This window comes from Rossellomorea orangium (genome assembly GCF_019334305.1).
Lineage (GTDB): Bacteria > Bacillota > Bacilli > Bacillales > Bacillaceae_B > Rossellomorea.
The window spans coordinates 31676-52325 of the sequence record NZ_JAHWGH010000001.1 but is presented as its reverse complement, the minus strand read 5'-3'; the positions used below and the strand labels follow the sequence as shown (position 1 = coordinate 52325).

The following is a 20650-nucleotide window of genomic DNA, read 5'->3' as shown; positions in this document are numbered from 1 at the left end:
TTTTCGTCAATGGAACATAACACAGTAGAATATTTATGCGGTATTCATACCGATCTATCCGTAGAAGAGATAGGAAAAATTAAAGAAGTAGCCATGAATCTTCCCTTAATGGCCGACTTGAATAAAGCGCATGTGTTTGTGGATTGTCTGACCAAGGAAGGAACGCAGGCGATTGTGGTAGCAGAAGCTGCACCGACGACATCCAAAGCGATTTACAAGAATGTTGTTGCAGGGAAATTTGTTTATGAACCATTTGAGCCTTCTGTTTTATATACGTTGAGAACAGGTCAGCACGTGTTTCATAATCGGGCGATTACACAAGAAGGGAAGACCGTAGAGCAAAGTGTTGTTCCGATAAAAGGTGAAAATGAAAGCGTTATCGGAACGTTGATTATGGAGAAGGACATCAGCGAACAGCTGCAGCGCCAACAAAAGCTGGATGCTCTGTCAGAAGCAACAGAAGCACTGAGCGAAATTTTGATTGGTGCGAGTGAGAGTCACCCTATTATACCGGAAGTGATCGAAGAGTCATTATTCTTTATCGAAGGTGACAGCAAGATTTTGTATAGCAATTCGGCAGCAGCGAGTATGATTCAGAATTTGGGCATGGGAGAGTGTCTCCCGGGGGATTACCTGACTCACTACTTTCCGGAGATCAAAGAAATCCTTGATACTCCTGAAGAGCTGCTTGTAAAGGAAATCAAATTTTATCAACACGTTTTTAAAGTAAAGAAAATCCAGCTTGGCAGTTCGATTAAGCCCAATGGAACCTTCATTATTTTTAAAAACATCACGGAACTTAGGGAAAAAGAACGGGAGCTGATCGTAAAGTCGGTCGCAATCCGGGAGATTCATCATCGTGTGAAAAATAATCTTCAGACGGTCGCGAGCTTATTGCGATTACAAATGAGAAGAGGGTTACCGGAAGAAAGCAAGGTATATTTTGTTGAAAGTCTTAATCGCATTTCGAGCATTGCGTCGGTTTATGAAATCATCTTGGCCACTTCAAGTGTGGATGAGGTCGATCTGTATCAATTGATGGAGAAAATCGGGAATATGCTCGTATCTGAAGCAGAGGGGCATAAGAGGATCACCATCTCATACACCGGCCCTCAGTTGCTGATTAAATCGAATAAGGCTGTATCCGTGGCTTTGGTTCTGAATGAATTGATTCAAAACTGCATGAAGCATGCCTTTAAACGGATGCTGGAAGGTGAGATTCAAGTCGTGTTTATGCGCGTTGAAGACCAGTTAGAGGTCAGGGTCATGGATAATGGCGAAGGTCTTTCATCAGAGTATAAGCCTTCACTTGGATTGGATATTGTCAAGATGATGATTGAGCATGATCTGTCGGGTGAATTCCTAATTGAACCTGCTCAAAGCGCTGGTACTGTGGCTCTGGTGAGATTTCCGTTAGAAGAGGAGGCGGCTCTTGTATGAGTAAACGGATCATGGTGGTGGAAGATGAATCACTTGTACGGCTGGATGTGTCCATGATGCTCGAGGATGCGGGTTATGAGGTCATTGCTCAGGTCGGAGATGGAGAAAGCGCTGTGGAAAAAGCATTCTCAACCAACCCGGATTTAATTGTCATGGACATCAAGATGCCGAAATTAAACGGCCTGAAGGCAAGTGAAATCATTTCAAAACGCACGAATATCCCCATCCTCCTCCTGACGGCTTACAGCCAGCGGGAATACATCGATAAAGCGAAACAGGCGAATATCATGGGGTATCTGGTGAAGCCGGTGAAGGAATCAAGCCTGATTCCTGCCGTTGAAATTGCCCTTCAGCAAGCGGAAAATGCGAAAGCATTCAGACAAGAAGTAGAAGATATGAAGGGTGAACTGACAGGTCGGAAAATGATAGAAAAGGCAAAAGGACTTATCATGGAAAAATTTCATGTGCCGGAAAACACGGCCTACAATAAAATGAGAAAAATCAGCATGGACAAGCAACTATCTCTTGAAATCGTAGCCAAAAAGGTACTCCTAAAATATAAAGACTAGTAACTTCAATACAAGTGAATAAAACCAGGCAAAGGTGCTTAAGCGGTTAGTGCTTTTCATGACCGTTAGGCACCTTTATGCCTTTTTTAAGAAAAAATTCGACTCTAGTGTTGAGATCAAACAAGGGGGTAATTGTATGGAAATGATCGGGAATATTGTGATTTATATCATTATGACATGTGCTGTATTGGGGGCATTCGCCGCGATTCGTAATAGTGATGAAGGTCTCGGGGCACAGTTTATGGAAGGGCTGCACGCGATTGGGCATATTTTCGTACCTGCTGCCGGAATCATGGCTTCGATTCCGTATCTTTCATGGTTCATTAACAAGGTATGTGGTCCATTCTTCGCATCCATCGGGGCTGATCCTGCCGTTGCTGCGACAGCCATCCTGGCGACGGATATGGGGGGCTATCAATTAGCCGAAGTGTTAAAAGAGACACAGGAAGGGTGGATCATGGCGATGATCGTCGGTTTCATGGCGGGGGCAACTATTGTGTTCTCGATCCCAATGGGACTTGCGATGCTCGATAAGCGCGATCATAAATATATGGCCCTTGGAGTCATGTCGGGCGTATTGACCATTCCGATTGGTGCTCTTATTTCAAGTACAATCATTCTATTATCCAATTCATATGTCCGGGATTTCATTTCAACTTCAGGAGAAGCCAAATACCAGTTTGCGCTGGGGTACGGGCAGATTTTACTGAATTTAAGTCCGCTCCTTCTGTTTGTGATCTTGATTGCCGTAGGACTTTACTTCCTTCCAGATTTAATGATCAATGGATTCATGTGGTTTGGACGGATTATGGATGCCGCCATTAAACTCGTTCTTGTCTTTTCAATCGTTGAAATTTTCACAGGTGTCTTTTCCACCGTTTTGGGGGGCTGGGGATTTCATCCGATTATGGCAGATCAAGAAGATCAATTCCGTGCGTTGGAGACGGCAGGTTACATCGGGATTATGCTTGCAGGTGCTTTCCCGATGGTGTATTTACTGCAGAAATATGCTGGTGGACCACTTGAAGCCATGGGAAGAAAAGTGGGATTGAGTAAAGAAGGGAGTGCCGGAATCGTCGCGACCATTGCTAACATTCTGGCTATGTTCAAGCTGGTCAAAACGATGCCTCCAAAGGATAAAGTCATCAATATTTCCTTTGCCGTTTGTTCGGCCTTTCTACTCGGGGATCACTTATCCTTTACAGCCAACTTTCAGCCAACCCTCATCCTCCCGATCATTGTCGGGAAATTCTCAGCAGGGATCATCGGAATTGGCCTTGCCTATTGGCTATCCGTACCGAAAGCCCTTGAGCTCGAGAAGAAAGATCGTGCTGCCGGAATTATTGGGAAGGATGAATATCTAGAAGAGCATGAAGAGGATAAAGCGAAAGCAGTGTAAAAGCATGCTGCAACAGCGGAGGGAGTAGGTATCATCATGGATGAGAAAAAGCGGTTTATTCAGGAGTTTGTACCGGGGAAGCAGGTTACATTAAGCCATGTCATCGCCAACCCTGACGAAGGCATGTTTGAGAACTTAGGGATACAGCAGGCGGGGGCGTTGGGGATACTGACCCTGACGCCAAGTGAGACGGTCATCATCGCAGGAGACTTGGCAACGAAGGCAGCCGACGTGAAGATAGGGTTTCTTGATCGTTTTACCGGGAGTCTGGTGATTGTCGGAAGTGTTTCTTCCGTTGAAATGGCTATGGAAGAAATCAATCGATTTTTATCAGAAACCTTGCAGTACACCCCTTCACGAATCACGAAATCATAAAGGGGGGATGAAGGATGACGAGAAAAAACCGGGCTATGCTGATCGGATCGATCGGTGCTGGGAAATCGACTTTGACGAATGCTCTTCTGGGAAGAAAGCAAACAGCCGTAAAGACACAGTCTCTGAGCTATTCCGACTGGATCGTCGACACTCCAGGAGAATATACCGAAAACCCTTTTTATTATAAAAACATCATGGCAACTTCATTGGAAGTGACTCATGTTTTATACTTACAGGATGCGACCAGGAAGAAGACGATTTTCCCCCCTAATTTCAGTACCGGTATCAATAAGCTTCCCATCGGTGTGGTGACGAAATGTGATCATCGGGAGGCCGATGTGGAAGAAGCTGTGAGGCAATTGAAACGGGTGATTCCATCTGGTCCGATCGTGCTTACGTCATCTTTTGATGGAAAGGGCATGAAGGAAATTCGTAATCTGGTAAACTGTCATTCTCTGGATGAGATGAGAGAGTATGTGTCGACGTTGGATAAAGAGAGCGTATTCTTTATATGAAAACCTTTACAAAATTCTAAAAATAGACTATATTCTAATTATAATAAGATATTCGGGCAAAGGCGCTCAATACAATCGTCATGTTTCATGACGGTTTGTGTTGGGCGTCTTTTTTTATGGATATGTCAGCTGGGAGGTGGATGCTTTGAAACGTTACGAACCTCAAAAAGAGGTGATCCTGAGTGCCGGGATCGATATCGGGACCAGTACGACCAAGATGGTGATCAGTCGATTTTCTCTTATGAATATGGCGGGTGGGACCCATATGCCCCGCATTGAAATCATAGACAAAGAGATTGTTTACAGAAGCCCCATTTTCAGGACTCCACTTCAGTCCAGCACGACCATCGATATAGGAGCAGTAGAACGATTAGTGAATGAGGAATATCAAAAAGCGGGTATCAGCCCAAGGGATATTAAGACGGGTGCCGTGATCATCACGGGTGAGACAGCAACAAAGAAAAATGCACAGGAAATGGTCCACCATTTATCCGATCATGCCGGCGAATTTCTTGTGGCGACTGCAGGCCCTGATTTAGAGGGAATCATTGCAGCCAAGGGATCCGGCGCATACGAATATTCAAAGAAGACGGGGAAGGTCGTTGCCAATATTGATATCGGTGGTGGCACGGCGAACGTGGCTGTTTATCAATCCGGAAGGCTATGTGGAACCTGCACGCTTCATATAGGGGGAAGGTTGATTGAATTTAAGGGAGATCGCATTCAACGGATCTCCCCTCCGGTTGGGAGAATCATGGAACACTTAGGGTACTCCTTCCGAGAAGGGGATACACCCCCTTCGTCAGAATTAAAGGGTATCACAGCCCTTATGGCAGATGTCATTGCGAGAATGCTCAATCGGGAGTTGCTGGATTCCGATCTCCCCCTTTTACTGGGACATCAGCCGAACTGGACGGAAAGTATAGATGAAATCATGTTTTCCGGTGGAATCAGCGAGTGTATCTATCGATATGAAAGTTCATCAGCCTCAGTAGCACACTATGAAGACTTGGGAGAAATGCTCGCAGCCTCTCTTAGAGAAAACAAAGAGCTGTCCCGTTGGAAGTGGGTGAATCCTGAAGAAACGGTCCGGGCAACGGTCCTTGGAGCCGGGACGCAAACGACTGAAATCAGCGGAGCTACCATCCATGTCGAAAGCAGGGATCTTCCTTTGAGGAATCTACCGGTCTATCAAATCCCATTCGGATACGATCTGGAAGAGGGTCTAAGCCGTATACCCCAAGCGATTGAGAAAGCTGTGGAGGTGTATGATTCGCAGAGAGAGGGGATCAATTTCACCTTATATCTGACTCAGATTCCGTATCTGGGATTTCGGGATGTCCAGAGGATGGCGAAAGCATTACTCTCGGCTGTTGAAACCAAGCCCAAGCCTGATCAGCCGCTTGTCATTGTCCTTGAAAGTGACCATGCGAAAGTTCTTGGACAGACACTCAAGGTCATGAATCCAGGACAGACGATCCTTTGTATCGATCAAATCAATGTAGAGCACGGGGATTATATCGATATTGGTCACCTCTTGCAGACAAGCGTCGTTCCGGTCGTCATCAAAACATTAACCTTCCATCATTGAGAAAGGAGGCATGGGTGTGAAGCTTAAAACCACATACGCAGGAACAGTGTATTCATTTTCAACCTTGAAAGAATTATTTGCTAAAGCAAACGAAGAAAAATCAGGTGACCGGCTGGCAGGTATTGCTGCCGAAACAGTTCAGGAGCGCATCGCGGCGAAGGAAGTATTGAGTCAGTTGACTCTTTCAGATATCAGGGAGAACCCCCTGCTTTCGCCGGAACAAGACGAAGTATCCAGAATGATTGAGGATCAGGTGAATAAGCCTGTCTATGAATCGATTAAGAATTGGTCCGTGGCAGAGTTGAGAGAGTATATTCTCGCTGACACCACTTCCGGAAGAGATTTAAAGAGAATCAGTAGAGGACTGAACAGTGAAATGATCGCGGCGGCGGCAAAGATCATGTCGAATCTGGATCTTGTCCATGCAGCGAATAAAATGGAAGTCCTATCAACCTGTAACATTACGATCGGTTATAAAGGAACCCTCGCTTCCCGGCTGCAGCCAAACCATCCGACCGATAATGTGGACGGGATGATCGCCTCCCTTAAAGAAGGGCTCTCTTACGGAATGGGGGATGCCGTCATAGGCATCAACCCTGTGGATGACTCAGTTGAAAGTGTCAAACGTCTCCTTCATGCTACCAAGAGTTTCATGGACGATTGGGGGATCCCTACTCAAAACTGCGTCCTTGCCCATGTGACGGCGCAAATGAAGGCGATCGAACAGGGGGCACCGGCAGACATGATCTTTCAAAGCATTGCAGGAACAGAAGCGGCAAACCGTTCCTTTGGAATCACCGCTTCCTTATTAGAAGAAGCGAATGAAATGGCAAGAGCACTCGGTACAGGAACCGGACCGCAGCGATTATATTTTGAAACGGGTCAAGGTTCCGAGCTATCGGCTGAAGCCCACTTCGACATTGATCAAATGACCCTTGAATCACGAAACTACGGGTTTGCGGCATGTTATGACCCGTTCATTGTGAACACGGTAGTGGGCTTCATCGGCCCTGAGTACCTCTACAACAATAAGCAGGTTATCAGGGCGGGACTCGAGGATCATTTCATGGGGAAAATGCACGGCATTCCAATGGGAGTGGATGTGTGCTACACGAATCATATTAAAGCGGATCAAAATGATATTGAGGATCTGGGTGTCCTCTTGACCGCTTCGGGTGTCAACTTTGTCATTGCTACTCCGATGGGGGATGATTGCATGCTGAACTATCAATCCCTCAGTTATCATGACGTGGCCGCCATCAGACAAACGATGCAGAAGCGTCCATCCCCCGTATTTGAAGAATGGCTTGAGGAAATGGGAATCTTCGAAAACGGTAAGCTTAGTAAAATTGCCGGAGACCCGACCATTTTTTCACGATAGGAGTTGAAGGAAGTGAATCCAGAACTTATCGAAAAAGTAACAAAACTGGTCATGGAGAAAATGCAAAGCCAGCAGCAGACAGCAGAAACAACGGCGTCCCCGGTTACGTTTTGGGATCATACTTCCGAGGGCACTGGAAATAAAGAGACGTATCAGCGCAGACCAGAGGAGTCGCCTTTCGGAGATCAGGGAGAGTTCATTACATTCACTCCCTACACGGATCCCCCTCGAATGAGTGTGGAGAAAAAGGAGACTGACAAGGAAGAAAAAACCGTCTCTGATGAATTACAAGAACTGAGGGATAAGACGCCGGCACGTATCGGAGTGGGGCGGGCAGGTGTACGGCCCAAAACGGACAACTGGTTGAAATTTCGCTATGATCATGCAGCGGCTGTGGATGCCGTATATGGAGATGTCACTTCTTCGCTTTTATCCCGCCTGGAATTATTTAAAGTGAACACCATGGTTGAGGATAAAGAGATCTATATCCGTAGACCCGATTACGGGAGAAAGCTTTCGGAAGAAGCGAAACAAACCATTTCAGAGCGGTGCAAACCATCCCCTACCGTTCAAATCGTTGTCTCAGACGGCCTGAGTTCAAGTGCGATCGAAGAAAATGTGGAGGATGTCTATTTCTCATTAAAACAGTCTCTTACCAGTCTCGATCTTGATATGGGGACCCCTTTTTACATCGAAAAGGGTCGGGTGGCTGTCATGGATGATGTCGGGGAGATGCTGAAGCCTAAGGTCGTCGTTTTATTGATTGGCGAAAGGCCGGGTCTTGTCAGCGCAGAATCGTTAAGTGCCTATTTATGCTACGAACCGAGAAAGGGAACCATCGAAGCGGATCGCATGGTGATCTCCAACATTCATAGAGGTGGTATCCCGCCTGTCGAAGCAGGCGCTTATCTCGGAACCGTCATTCAGAAGATATTAAAGTATGAAGCAAGCGGTGTGTCACTTGTGAAGAAGGAAGAATAGGAGGGGACGACTATGGCATTAGAACGGATCCATGCGGATATCCTGGCCATTCGGATAATTCCGAATGTAGATAACGAATTAGCCAAACAGTTTAAACTTGAGCCTCATCACAGGAGCCTGGCCATCTTCACCTCAACCGTCGATGACATTGGATATACGGCTTTAGATGAAGCGACAAAGCGGGCTGAAGTGGAAGTGGTGTATGCCCGTTCCTTCTACGGAGGCGCGGCCCACGCATCAGGTCCGCTATCCGGAGAGATGATCGGGATCATGGCAGGTCCATCACCTGATGAAGTGAAAAGCGGTATGGAAGCAGTGATCCAAACTTCAGAGTCAGGAGCTTTCTTTGAAGCCTTGGATGATGAGAAGTGTCATGCTATCTATGCCCATGTCGTCTCGCGGACCGGGACGTATCTTTCCAAAGAAGCGGGAATTCAACAGGGAGAGCCTCTGGCTTATCTGATCGCCCCGCCGCTGGAAGCGGTATATGGCCTGGATGCTGCGTTAAAGGCTGCAGATGTGGAACTGGTGAAATTCTTCGGTCCTCCATCCGAGACAAACTTTGGAGGAGGTCTCCTGACAGGATCACAGTCGGCTTGTCAGGCTGCGGCAGATGCCTTTCGTGAAGCTATCACAGACATCAGACACAATCCAACCAGATATTAATCACCACTAAGAACAGGAAAGGAGAGTGGTAACGTGCAACTTGATAAAGATCTCCAGTCCATCCAGGAAATGAGGGATGCTGTCAGTCGGGCAAAAGAGGCGCAACAGAAATACTTGTCCTTTAGTCAGGAACAAGTAGATGACATTGTGAAGCAGGTGGCAGAAGCCGCTTACGCAAAATCACTTGAGCTCGCTCGAATGGCTGTAGAAGAGACTGGCATGGGATTAGTGGAACACAAGAAAATCAAAAATGAAGTCGGATCCAGGGACGTCTATGAATCGATCAAGGATGAAAAGACCGTCGGGATCATAGGTGAGGATCGGGTAAAGAAAGTAACGGAAATTGCCTATCCATTCGGAGTGGTGGCAGGCATCATCCCGACTACCAATCCTACTTCAACAGCCATCTTCAAAACCTTGATTTCGTTAAAAACGAGAAACGCCATTGTTGTCAGTCCCCATCCCCGGGCGGTGAACTGTACCGTGGAAGCATTAAAAATATGCCATGAGGCCGCTATACAAGCGGGGGCTCCTGAGGGCTTGGTCGGCTGGATTTCAAAGCCGTCCATGGCAGCGACCAATGAGCTGATCAAGCACCGTGATATCGATGTCATCCTGGCAACGGGTGGCGGCGGCTTGGTCAGGGCAGCTTATAGTTCCGGCAAGCCTGCCTATGGAGTCGGACCGGGAAATGTTCCGGTGTATATCGAAAAGTCAGCGAAAGTAAGTCAGGCTGTGTCCATGATTGTAGACAGCAAATCCTTCGACAATGGAACGATCTGTGCGACGGAGCAGGCCATCGTGGTCGACCGAAATATTCAACAAATGGTGATGCGGGAGCTCCGGAATAACGGGGGATACATTCTCAATGAAGAGGAGAAGGCTGTAATGGAGAAGATCATCTCCCCTGCACCCGGTAAATTAAATCCTCATATTGTCGGTCAGCATGCGGTGAAAATCGCAGGGATGGCCGGGATCACGGTGCCGGAAGACACGAGAGTATTAATCGCAGAAGAAACCCGAATTGGAAAGCATATTCCTTTTTCCATTGAAAAACTGTCACCGATTTTTGCCTTATATACTGCAGACAGTTACCAGGAAGCGAAGGAGTATTGCTTAAAGCTACTTAATTTAGGTGGAAGGGGTCACAGTTTATCCCTCCATACGAGCAATGATGATGTGGCGAAGGAAATGGCCATTGAGATGCCTGTATCCCGGATGATGGTCAATACTTTGTCATCCATAGGTGCAGTAGGGGCTACAACAGGCTTGAAGCCTTCCCTGACGCTCGGATGCGGATCTTTCGGTGGCAATATCACCTCCGATAATGTATCTGCCCGTCATCTTATCAATATTAAAAGAATGGCTTATGGGATCAAGGAGCCTTCCATCCCGAAAGCATCTCCATCTGTTCCGGCTAAGGCAAAAGATGCGAAAGAGAATCAAGAGGTAGAAGAGATTGTAGAACAGGTGTTAAAGCAGGTACCTCAAAATGAGATGAACCCTGAGAAGATTACTGAAATGGTGAATCAAGTCATTAAACAATATCAATTACATTAAATTGGAGGAATGAAAAATGAGTAGAGAACTTACGGCACTAGGAATGATCGAGACAAAAGGATTGGTAGCATCCGTTGAGGCAGCAGACGCCATGGTAAAGGCTGCAAATGTACATTTAGTCGGAAAAGTCCATGTTGGTGGCGGAATCGTAACAGTATTAGTAAGAGGGGATGTTGGTGCAGTCAAAGCGGCAACTGATGCAGGATCTGCAGCCGCACAGCGTGTAGGCGAAATCATGAGTGTTCACGTAATCCCACGCCCACATAACGAATTAGAAAGCATCCTGCCGAAGCAAGCGGTTGAAGTTTAAATCGGTCAAACAGTGAGGAGTATGAAACATGAATAATCAAGCCATTCAAACGATAGTGGAAGAAGTCATGTCCCGATTATCTCAGGAAACAGAAAAGAAGGACTCTGTTCCAATGGCGGTTTCTGCTCGGCATTGCCATGTAAGTCAGTCAGACCTGGAAGCTCTCTTTGGAGAAGGCTATAAGCTGACGAAGAAGGCCGATCTGTCCCAACCCGGTCAATTCGCTGCAAACGAATCAATCACCATTGCCGGACCAAGAGGAAGCCTTGAAAAAGTGCGTATTCTTGGTCCTGCACGTACCATGACCCAAGTAGAAGTGAGCCGGACCGATTCGATTAAACTGGGGGTTAAGTCCCCTCTTCGGGAATCCGGTGACATAAAAGGCTCGGCTCCTATCACGCTCGTAGGTCCAAAAGGAAGTCTCTATAAGAAAGAGGGACTGATCATTGCCCAGACGCATATTCACATGACACCGGAAGACGCTCAGAGATTTGGAGTGGAAAACGGAGAATATGTGGAAGTAAAGGTGGATGGCGAACGTCCTATTACATTGGCCAAGGTGCTGATTCGTGTCTCTTCCAGGTACAGGCTTGAAATGCATGTCGATACGGACGAAGCAAATGCCGGTTTAATCACAGGGCAAACGAAAGGGACACTGGTGAAAACGGGGAGATTCTATGATTGATCGTGAATTAGTTGAACAAATCGTCATAGAGGTGTTGAAGAAGCTCCATACTCAAGAGATCCAGCCGACTTATATATCAAAGCCCAACCTCCTTGTGATAGGGGATACGGCAAGCTTAGAGCCAGAGCAATTAGTGAAAATGGAATCATCGTGGAACCTATTATTCTGCGACTCTCTTGAACACGCAGAACTCCATACAGCTGAGAGAGTTGTATTTTTAGAGGCAACACAGGATTTGTTCGTGAAAGGGGCACTCGGTATAGGGGATACGCCCGAAAGTGAACTCCTGTCACGATGTATCCTGGAGTATGTCCCCGTCACGCTCATTCCGAAGAAATATATTAGCCAGTTTCTGTTTGATCACAGCAGACAGGACTCGGACTATATTCAGCAGTTACTCTCCTACAAAAAGCTGTTGCTGAAATTTGGAGTTAAGGTAGAAGAATGGAGTACCTTCATCGATCACAAGAGGGAAGATGGAAAACAGGAATTGACGGCGTCTGTGCCTAAGAAACCACTACTCACACAAAGAGATGTTCAAGATCATCAGGAAGATGAAATCAAAGTCGATCAACAGACGATCATCACCCCGCTGGCACGTGATACAGCAAGGGATTTAGGGAAGAGGATCAAGGTGATGGACTAAAGAAGGGGAGAGAAGATCATGCAATTAGGGATGGTAATTGGCAACGTATGGGCGACAAGGAAAGAGGATGATCTGAAAGGTTTGAAATTCCTCGTCGTTCAGCCTGAACTCCCGGATGGCCAGTCGAAGGAAGTGCCCTTCGTTGCTGTGGACCGGATCGGGGCAGGCGTCGGGGATCAAGTACTGGTAACCCGGGGAAGTGCAGCGGCCAATATGTCCATGGACCCTAATTTGCCCATCGATGCCCTCATTATAGGAATCATTGACTCGATTGATGTGGAAAAGGAAAGAGGTGAAGAACGATGAGCAGATCATTGGGATTAATTGAAACAAGAGGACTGATCGGTTCCATTGAAGCGGCGGACGCCATGTTGAAATCAGCCGATGTCACGCTGGTCAAACAGGAAAAAGTGGATGCCGCCCTCGTGACCGTTTTGGTCCAGGGAGATGTCAGTGCCGTGCAGGCAGCCGTCGATGCGGGGAAAGAAGCTGCCAAACGGGTTGGAGAACTCGTATCCGCATTGGTTATTCCTCATCCGGATGAAGAGATTGGGAATGTTCTTTTGAAAGATAAGACATTACCTGAGGTAAAGCCTGATAAGAAGGGTCCGCAGCCTAAAGGGAAAAGACCTTCTAAGAAAAAGGAGGAAGTTCGGCAACCTTCAAAAGCCGATCCGAAAAAAGCAGAAAGCAATAGTGAAAATCCATCACCGAAGTAGTAACGGTGAAGAAAATCAAGGATGATAGAGAACGGAGGAAAGAAGCATGTCATTTAAAAGGAGAAAGATTGTCGTCATCGGAGCTGGATTCACAGGTACCACCGCAGCGCTGATGCTCGCTCAAAAAGACCTTGGAGATATCGTCATCGTTGATATTCCTTCGCAAACCAATCCGACCAAAGGCAAAGCCCTGGATATGCTCGAAGCGGGTCCTGTACAGCGCTTTAATGCCAAGATTTCAGGTACATCCAGCTATGAAGACATTCAAGATGCCGACCTCGTCCTCATTACAGCGGGATTGCCCAGAAAACCGGGCATGAGCCGGGACGACCTGGTTGCCACCAATGAAAAAATCATGACGGATGTCTCTGAAAACGTAAAGAAATACGCCCCGAACAGCTATATCATCGTCTTGAGCAATCCGGTCGATGCCATGACATATGTCTGCTATAAAACCACCGGATTCCCCAAAAACCGGGTCATCGGACAATCAGGCGTCCTTGATACAGCACGATTCAATACCTTTGTCGCACAGGAGTTAAATGTCTCCGTCGAGGATGTCACAGGATTTGTCCTCGGTGGACACGGAGATGATATGGTCCCACTTGTGCGCTATTCCTATGCAGGAGGCATTCCACTCGAAAAAATCCTTCCACAAGAAAGAATCGATGCCATCGTTGAAAGAACACGAAAAGGAGGGGGGGAGATCGTCAACCTCCTTGGCCAGGGAAGTGCCTATTACGCCCCCGCAGCCTCAATGGTTCAAATGGCCGAAGCCATCTTAATGGATAAAAAGAGAATCCTACCTTCCATCGCCTACCTGGAAGGAGAGTACGGCTATACGAACGTCTACTTAGGAGTCCCTACCGTATTAGGCGGAAATGGAATTGAAAGCGTCATCGAGATTTCGCTGACAAGCGAGGAGAAATCCTACTTGGATAAGTCAGTTCAGTCGGTTGAGAAGGTGTTGGGGATGCTGAAGGTTTAGTGGTGGGACGAGGGGACAGGTACCCTGTCCCAAAAATGAAAAGAGACGAGGGGGAATTTACCTCCTCGTCTCTTTTGTGTTTCTGGGACAAGGAACCTGTCCCTCTGTCCCAGTTATCTCCCAAGCCATCCCCCATCAACGGCTACTAAATGACCATGTACATAGTTGGAGGCGTCTGAAGCTAAATAGATGACGGTTCCTTTGAAATCGTCCGGTTCTCCCCATCGATCGGCTGGAATGCGATCAAGAATTTGTTTATTTCTGACGGGGTCGTCTAGTAAGGCGGTATTCATGTCTGTAGCAATATAGCCAGGGACGATGGCGTTTACGTTGACGCCATCTTTTGCCCATTCATTCGAAAGTGCTTTCGTGAGTTGTGCCACACCGCCTTTTGCTGCTGCATACGCTGGAACGGTTAGTCCACCTTGGTAGGAAAGGAGGGAAGCGGTGTTGATGATCTTGCCTTTTCCTTGTGCAACCATGTGACGCCCTGCCTCCTGACATAATAACCAAACCACTTTAAGGTTAATATTCATAACATCATCCCAGTCGGATTCAGGAAAATCAACAGAAGGCGACCGGCGTTGAATACCTGCATTGTTTACTAAAATATCAATCTTTCCAAATGTTGAAATCACATTGGGAATGGCTGCTTTGACTTCTTCTACCTTTTCAAGGTCACAAGAAACAATGGAGCATTTTCTTCCAAGCTGTTCGATTTCTTCCTTCACTTCAGTATGCTCCGGATTCCTTTGAAGTAGGGCAATATCTGCTCCGGCTTCTGCCAGTGCCAATACCATTGAACGTCCAATCCCACGCGTTGCTCCCGTGATGGCTGCAACTTTTCCAGTTAAATCAAATAAGTTCTTGGCCATGTGTATCTCTCCTTTTTACATTTTTTATTCTGTTAAATCGGAAATGAATGTGATCGGTGTGAGTGAAAATAGCAGAACTTTCATGAAATACATCTCTATTAAGAGCACCTTTTTGGTATTGTAACAAGAAATAGCTAACAATTGCGAAAGAAAGTGCCAATCTTACTTGGATTGAGCTAAACCTATAGGGGATTTAGAAGATATTTTTAAGTAACAATAGTATCTACATATATGAAACTTTTTACTTAGTAAAATATAACTAGAAGAATATTTTATTTGTAATATTTTGTGATAAGATGTAAATGTTGTTAACGTTAACAAAAAATGACAAAAAGGAGTTTTTAAATGAAAAAGTTTATAGCGGGGTTAGTTCTATCAGTTCCACTAATCGTTACAGGGATTCCGTCTATTTCTATGGCGTCCACATCAATCAGTCAGCCAGTAGAGAAAGCAGACAATCTAGAAAACTTACAAAAAATTGGTGAGAAAGCTTTAAACAAAATGCTTAAACAGCAAAAGAAGGATTTTGAAGGAAGTTCTCCTCTTCAAAATTCAGAGGTATCAAAGCTGACAGAAACTGATGAAGCTGTATTAATATATTATGGTACTACTGAAGTGGATAAGCGCAAACTACAAGAGTTCACTTATGACATTCAAAATTTTGATGTATATACAGATGAACAGGGAAAATCTTATGTTGAAGCATATGTTATTAGAAGCTTCAAATTTGAAGGACAGGATGTATTAACGCAACTTGGAGATGATATTAAGTTAGAAATTAAGGTTACTCCATCACAATTAAATAAAACGAGTAAAATGAGTGAAAAGAGTATTCAGAATATTGCGGAATCTCCAGAGGCTATACAATTAACTTCCAGTACTGCAGAAGCAAAAAATAAAGATAATACATTAACTTTAGACACATTTTTAGAAAGATACCAACAAGAAGTAGATAAAGAACCCATTTCAATGGTCAACAATAAGGAAGATCTAAAGATGGAACTTCAAAGTAGTCCTGCGTTAGCTGCAGCTTCATACAGTTATTATGGTACTGATGCAGCCGCATATGCTAGAAAATATGCTTTGAGTCCAAATACAGCCAGCTATAAATATTATAGTGGTGAAGATTGTACAAACTTTGTTTCTCAATCCATAAAGGCTGGTGGAATGCCTAACTTCACAGAATGGAAGGCTTATACAGATGCGTGGGTCAACGCAGGAGCATTTAGAGATTATATTCGTCAATCAGGTGGAATTTTAATGAGCACAGTGACAGACGATTATGCTCATGCTTTCCTAGGGGATGTGTATCACTATGACTATAGAAATAAATATTTTCTGAATAGTCCAGACGGTTGGATGGATCATACTGCCATCGTTACAGCATTTGCGAATCCTAAAATTTTGGTAAGCTATCATTCGACAAACAGATTAAATGTAACAAGGGAATTCTTCACTTCAGTAGAAGGCGGAGTTCGATACCTTTCTGATATTAAGTAATAAGTAGTACGAAAGGCCAATGTGTTTCATTGGCCTTTCAGTTATATTATAAGTGGAATAATTAACCATAAAAGGTTGGTGTTATATGAAAAAGTTCTTTTCGAAAAAAGGCGTACTTATCATAGTTATTGCAATATTAACCTTAGCTATATCTCTTCCACTACTTGCTCCAGTAGTCCGGAATGATGATTCACCACGAAGTGCCATAAGAAATTATATTTACAATGAGGGATATACTTATCAAAGTTTCTTCTCATTTATTTCGGATGATGATTACAAAGATCAGCAGTATGGTGAAAGATTCAGTGTTATCTGGAACGCATGGAAGAGTGAAACGGGTATGAGTCCTTCTACATGCTATGCCAAAGAAACTGGTGAGAATCATTATGAAGTTAGTTGTGGCACGGGACCATGAGTCCATTTCTTTGTTGAAATCCATTTCTTTTTCTTTTATATTGGGTGAGAACTGATTGGGTGATTATATCTAATATCTTTGATTGGGAAGAGGGACAAGGTGCATGTCCCTATGTCCCACTCATTATTTAAACGAAGCATACCCCTCATCCGCCATCACGACACTACCATTAATCGCATCCGCTTCCTCCAATGAAAGAAGATAAACCGCATTAGCCAGCTGCTCAGGCTGGGTCAGTTTATTCCCAACGGTTGGTTGTTCACGAGGGGATATAATAATTGATGGAAAGGGGAGCAGGGGGACGGTTCTCTTGCTTCCATAAGAGGGAAGTAGGAACAGTGCAAGAGGATTTGAATTTGATATCCGGAAGTCTTTGATTGGCTCTTTTAATAAAGAAAAAACTAGAAGTGATACTGATGTTGAAAGCTGAATTCGCCGTCTCATTTACTTTGGTCCTGGTTCTGCTGGTATTGTGGTTGTCGAAGCATAAAAACATCCTTTATATGAGAGACTAATTTCTACCATTAATAGAAATATAAAAAGATGCCCTTTGAACAAATATCGTTCAAAGGGCATCTTCTTTTCAACGGTGAAGAGGTTCGGTTTTGTTTGCTTCCAAAGGTATATTGGAGGAAGCAGAAGAACCGTCCCCTTGCTTCTCGGAAAATATCAGTTGTATTTATACAACATATGCTTTACACTTATAGTGTAAAATTACACTATAAAGGCGGGTGGAAAATGAAAAGGATTTTGAGGACGTTAGGCACTATAGGTTTAATCATTTTACTTTTCTGGGGTGGACTTAAGTTTAATTCAGCTGATTATAAAAACAGGGCTAATGAAAGAATAAAACAAGTAATGGAGTTGCAAGAAGCGTCTGAAGGTAGAAACGTACTTGTAGATGTGTATGATTATAAAAGAGGGTGCTGGTATCAAAGAGTTGTATTTAGTGATGATCCTGAAATCACCTACGACTATGAATATACCAGATCGGAAAATAAAGTCAGGGTTTGGGCTATGTATCACAATATGTCCCTGGATTTAGCCCATAAACAAGCGAAATACCCTTTGTATGATGTTTACTTTTATAGAGATAAAGTAAAAGATGTTGTTCAACGGTAGGTTGTTCATGAGGGTATATAATAATTGATGGAAAGAAGTAATAGACAATTACATCCATCACCGTCTTTACCTCGCCTAATTAAAAAACATCCATCTAAAATAGATGTTTTTAACAAAATAAATATGATTTACTCTTCAGTAAAAATGGTATCAATGAACTTATTAATCTCTTCATCAGAAATCAATTCTTCATCAATCGTTACAGTATTGATCTCAAAGGAGTCATCCGTTAAAAGGAAATCCATCGTTACGGGAATGTCTTCTGAGTCTAAAGTGACTAATCCTGAAAAACGAACAACATCATTTGGGTTGTCATTAGAGATATATTCCCACTCTCGTTCATCAAAGTAATGTTCAAAACCTTCACCAATGGTTTGTGATGGATAGTCATAAAATGCTCCATCCTTCACATACGAAATTTGATCAGTATTCGTTGGGAAAACAATCATTGAGATGATGGTATAGATGATTAAAATGGCTGCAGCGATAAAAACACCTAACCAACTAGTGCCACCTTTCCTTTTTAACCAGGTCATCTTTTGTTCATGATTCGTTAGATGAATATTAGCTTTATCGATAAATCTATTTGTATGTTTTAAATAAAGATCATTTCCATATAAACCCAAAACAGTTGCAAAAGGGATTGTGAAGAAATTCACCCCGGAATTAAGGGAAATCATATCATCCATTAAAAATAAAACTAAATCCATAAGGAAATAGACAAGGGCAATTCCTGCTACATGAACGTACATTTTTCTATAGCCAAACCAAAAAGGTGCAAAGAAAAAGGTCACCCAATTCCAACTGATAGTCTTATTAAGCTGTTTCATCTTATCCCATTTTTGCTGATAGTAATCCACATTCTTATGTACAAATGATATTCTTAATTCTTCTTCAAGATCGATAGCCCTCGCTGTATCTATATCATCCATTTCCTTATTCGCTGAATGATCTTTGTTTAATTCTTTTCCACATTTTGAACAAATGGAAGCATCTTCTCCTAAAGGACTCCCACATTTATCACAATACAAAAAACCACCTCTTCTACCAAAATAGCATTACGATATGCCTATTATTTATTTAAACAGATATCTTGGCGGAGTAGAAGACGTTTTCTCTAAATGGGACAGGGGGACAGGTACACTATCCCGGTAGTGATAGAGATGAGGGGGGGACCTATTCGTCTCATGACTTGACTTTTATAACACTGAGGGTTTGTCAGGGAACAGAGTCCCTTGGTTCTTATGATGAATTGTGTAGCTGAAGTAGCTGTTACTGATATAATGAATATTGTAAACAATAGGAAGATATCATATCTTAGAAAAGGGCAGGGGGACGGTTCTCCTGCTTCCCTGGAGTCAGCTCTGACATCAAATACAGTTTATAGAAGAAAGGACTTTTAGTAAGCGAAGGGTCAGATCCGAAGCTTCCTTTTTAAATATGATAGGATGAGATTCAGAACATGCTCTCATTTACTCCTTATCTTTAAAAAACTCAATTCTTCAACTCCTTTATTTCTTGTGGTATTCCACCATTTCTTTATCGAAAACAGAATCCTTTTTCTTTATCTTCACTAAGAGGTTTTCTTTTTAAAAATGCAGAAATTCTATTATCATAATATTTAAAATTATACGTGTTTGCAGTCACTCTATATGACTGGGAAATCCAAGTGCTTTCACCAATAAATTATACAAGCGTTTGATTAACCCTGTGAATTGTTGCTACTATGCTTATAAGATAGATAAACAAGTGTTTAATTAGTAGATAGGACATCAGAGGCGACAGGTACTTCAAATCAATAAAAAAGGAGGGTTCCAATGCTGATCCAATGTACCAAGAAGCTTTTTGAAGAACTGAAGGTTGCACCGGTCAATGAGGTGGAAGAACGGAATCCATTACTGGCATGGCACGCCAATGTTCTAAAGATTGGCAGGCACAAGTTCACGGTGCTTGTGAATGATCAGAATCGTTACGCCATTGTTCTTTATGGGTTGAAAGCGAAGGATAAGAAAAAGATTGATGGGCTGATTGTGAAAGCGATTCGTGAAGTGTTTCGAGCTGAATCTATCAAAGAAGAGATCATTGAAGACTACCTGGAGTCGTCTTCTGGATTTACGTTTGCAAAAACCAAGGACCGAAAACTCGTTTCCAGGTTAAATAAAGCCTGTGAAGCCGTTCATTTTGCTGAAGATTATTGGGAGCCCGACGCGATTGTTCAGGTGAAGATGAGTAAGTGGATCAGTTCGACACTGGTCGGCGATGGGAAGAATGATTATTTTCAACCGAATGAGGCAATGTATAAGGACTTGGAGAAAATGTCCGGGCAGACTGTTTTCGACAGGGAAGCGTTTGTTTTAAAGGTGACATTGGACCTTGACGGTCATTCTGTTTGGAGGAGGATCAGGATTCCGGCAAACCTCACGTTTCCTGAGTTGCATGAAGTCCTGCAAACCGCTTTCGCGTGGCATGACAGCCATCTCCATGAATTCACCATCTATGAAAAAGGGGAAGACGGATCTCTTAAGCGGAGCCTGGAATTGGTCTGTGAGGAAGAAGCCCTGACTCATGAAGGTGGTGTTCCGGTGAAAATGGAAACGGACTATCAGGTTAAACCGTTCCTATCGGGGAAAATCGAATATACCTATGACTTTGGAGATAACTGGGTGCATATCATCGAACTGGAGCAAGTCCTCGACGACGCCACTGTCAATTACCCCATCTGTGTAGACGGGGAAGGGAGTGCTCCTCCTGAAGATGTCGGCGCGGAACCGGGCTATGATCAATTCCTATCCATCATTAAGGATTCCTCACATCCTGACCATTTGGAAATGAAAGAATGGGGAGAAATGCAGGGGTACGAGGAATTTAATATCAAAGAGATTAATTGGCGGTTGAAGATGCTGTAGCGGGAAA

At 44.1% G+C, this 20650-nt stretch carries 22 protein-coding genes and 1 pseudogene; 20 read left to right on the top strand and 3 right to left on the bottom strand.

Translation table 11 applies throughout. From position 1 onward, the window contains the following. Positions 1-9 precede the first annotated feature (9 nt). The 16 genes from KYJ26_RS00240 (at position 10) to mdh (ending at position 13825) form a co-directional block, all read left to right on the top strand. Positions 10-1440, top strand: coding sequence for a histidine kinase N-terminal domain-containing protein (locus tag KYJ26_RS00240; RefSeq protein ID WP_219165383.1), 1431 nt, complete (start codon positions 10-12; stop codon positions 1438-1440). Next, entirely contained in the window at positions 1437-2009 is a 573-nt protein-coding gene (locus KYJ26_RS00235; protein WP_219165382.1) for an ANTAR domain-containing response regulator, read from the top strand. Before KYJ26_RS00240 ends, KYJ26_RS00235 begins: the two co-directional genes overlap by 4 nt. A 136-nt stretch (positions 2010-2145) precedes the next feature. Continuing rightward, positions 2146-3408 (top strand): ethanolamine utilization protein EutH, encoded by a 1263-nt coding sequence (gene eutH / locus KYJ26_RS00230; protein ID WP_219165381.1) that lies wholly within the window; start codon positions 2146-2148, stop codon positions 3406-3408. Between the two features lie 33 nt (positions 3409-3441). After that, positions 3442-3783 carry an ethanolamine utilization microcompartment protein EutS gene (locus KYJ26_RS00225; RefSeq protein ID WP_308807534.1) on the top strand — a complete coding sequence of 114 codons (342 nt, stop codon included), beginning with the start codon at positions 3442-3444 and terminating at the stop codon, positions 3781-3783. A 14-nt stretch (positions 3784-3797) separates the two neighbouring features. After that, positions 3798-4298 carry a EutP/PduV family microcompartment system protein gene (locus KYJ26_RS00220; protein WP_219165379.1) on the top strand — a complete coding sequence of 167 codons (501 nt, stop codon included), beginning with the start codon at positions 3798-3800 and terminating at the stop codon, positions 4296-4298. A gap of 145 nt (positions 4299-4443) precedes the next feature. Beyond that, a complete protein-coding gene (locus KYJ26_RS00215; RefSeq protein WP_219165378.1) occupies positions 4444-5889 on the top strand; it encodes an ethanolamine ammonia-lyase reactivating factor EutA in 1446 nt (481 codons plus the stop codon). Positions 5890-5899: 10 nt separating this feature from the next. Then, complete coding sequence (locus tag KYJ26_RS00210) at positions 5900-7270, top strand: ethanolamine ammonia-lyase subunit EutB (RefSeq protein WP_374939743.1); 1371 nt, start codon at positions 5900-5902, stop codon at positions 7268-7270. Positions 7271-7282: 12 nt separating this feature from the next. Continuing rightward, positions 7283-8251, top strand: coding sequence for an ethanolamine ammonia-lyase subunit EutC (gene eutC, locus KYJ26_RS00205; protein ID WP_219165376.1), 969 nt, complete (start codon positions 7283-7285; stop codon positions 8249-8251). A gap of 12 nt (positions 8252-8263) precedes the next feature. Beyond that, positions 8264-8917, top strand: a complete 654-nt coding sequence (gene eutL / locus KYJ26_RS00200; RefSeq protein WP_219165375.1) for an ethanolamine utilization microcompartment protein EutL — start codon at positions 8264-8266, stop codon at positions 8915-8917. 33 nt (positions 8918-8950) lie between these two features. After that, positions 8951-10477 (top strand): acetaldehyde dehydrogenase (acetylating), encoded by a 1527-nt coding sequence (locus KYJ26_RS00195; RefSeq protein WP_219165374.1) that lies wholly within the window; start codon positions 8951-8953, stop codon positions 10475-10477. A 16-nt stretch (positions 10478-10493) separates the two neighbouring features. Then, positions 10494-10787 (top strand): BMC domain-containing protein, encoded by a 294-nt coding sequence (locus KYJ26_RS00190; RefSeq protein WP_219165372.1) that lies wholly within the window; start codon positions 10494-10496, stop codon positions 10785-10787. A gap of 28 nt (positions 10788-10815) precedes the next feature. Next, the gene (pduL, locus tag KYJ26_RS00185) at positions 10816-11472 is read left to right on the top strand and encodes a phosphate propanoyltransferase (protein WP_219165370.1); all 657 of its coding nucleotides are present in this window, start codon (positions 10816-10818) and stop codon (positions 11470-11472) included. Then, complete coding sequence (locus tag KYJ26_RS00180; RefSeq protein ID WP_219165368.1) at positions 11465-12118, top strand: hypothetical protein; 654 nt, start codon at positions 11465-11467, stop codon at positions 12116-12118. The genes pduL and KYJ26_RS00180 overlap by 8 nt, the downstream gene beginning before the upstream one ends. 18 nt (positions 12119-12136) lie before the next feature. Next, positions 12137-12424, top strand: a complete 288-nt coding sequence (locus KYJ26_RS00175) for a EutN/CcmL family microcompartment protein (protein WP_219165366.1) — start codon at positions 12137-12139, stop codon at positions 12422-12424. Beyond that, positions 12421-12837 carry a BMC domain-containing protein gene (locus KYJ26_RS00170; RefSeq protein ID WP_219165364.1) on the top strand — a complete coding sequence of 139 codons (417 nt, stop codon included), beginning with the start codon at positions 12421-12423 and terminating at the stop codon, positions 12835-12837. The genes KYJ26_RS00175 and KYJ26_RS00170 overlap by 4 nt, the downstream gene beginning before the upstream one ends. 46 nt (positions 12838-12883) lie before the next feature. Next, positions 12884-13825, top strand: a complete 942-nt coding sequence (mdh, locus tag KYJ26_RS00165; RefSeq protein ID WP_219165362.1) for a malate dehydrogenase — start codon at positions 12884-12886, stop codon at positions 13823-13825. 113 nt (positions 13826-13938) lie between these two features. Here mdh and kduD read toward each other — a convergent pair whose 3' ends face one another. Next, positions 13939-14700: a 2-dehydro-3-deoxy-D-gluconate 5-dehydrogenase KduD gene (gene kduD / locus KYJ26_RS00160; RefSeq protein ID WP_219165360.1), complete on the bottom strand. Its 762-nt coding sequence runs from the start codon at positions 14698-14700 to the stop codon at positions 13939-13941. Positions 14701-15045: 345 nt separating this feature from the next. Between kduD and KYJ26_RS00155 the strand changes: the two genes are divergently transcribed. Further along, on the top strand, positions 15046-16200 hold the full coding sequence (locus tag KYJ26_RS00155; RefSeq protein WP_219165359.1) for an amidase domain-containing protein: 1155 nt from the start codon (positions 15046-15048) through the stop codon (positions 16198-16200). Positions 16201-16285: 85 nt separating this feature from the next. After that, a complete protein-coding gene (locus tag KYJ26_RS00150; protein WP_219165358.1) occupies positions 16286-16615 on the top strand; it encodes a hypothetical protein in 330 nt (109 codons plus the stop codon). Positions 16616-16738: 123 nt separating this feature from the next. Here the strand turns inward: KYJ26_RS00150 and KYJ26_RS00145 are convergent. Next, positions 16739-16855, bottom strand: a pseudogene (locus KYJ26_RS00145) (SDR family NAD(P)-dependent oxidoreductase); the annotation flags it as partial. A gap of 498 nt (positions 16856-17353) precedes the next feature. Here KYJ26_RS00145 and KYJ26_RS00140 point away from each other — a divergent pair. Continuing rightward, positions 17354-17737, top strand: a complete 384-nt coding sequence (locus tag KYJ26_RS00140; RefSeq protein WP_219165357.1) for a DUF3139 domain-containing protein — start codon at positions 17354-17356, stop codon at positions 17735-17737. A 128-nt stretch (positions 17738-17865) separates the two neighbouring features. Here KYJ26_RS00140 and KYJ26_RS00135 read toward each other — a convergent pair whose 3' ends face one another. Further along, positions 17866-18768, bottom strand: a complete 903-nt coding sequence (locus tag KYJ26_RS00135; RefSeq protein ID WP_219165356.1) for a DUF2628 domain-containing protein — start codon at positions 18766-18768, stop codon at positions 17866-17868. A gap of 786 nt (positions 18769-19554) precedes the next feature. Between KYJ26_RS00135 and KYJ26_RS00130 the strand changes: the two genes are divergently transcribed. Beyond that, complete coding sequence (locus KYJ26_RS00130) at positions 19555-20643, top strand: plasmid pRiA4b ORF-3 family protein (RefSeq protein WP_219165354.1); 1089 nt, start codon at positions 19555-19557, stop codon at positions 20641-20643. Positions 20644-20650: the final 7 nt, after the last annotated feature.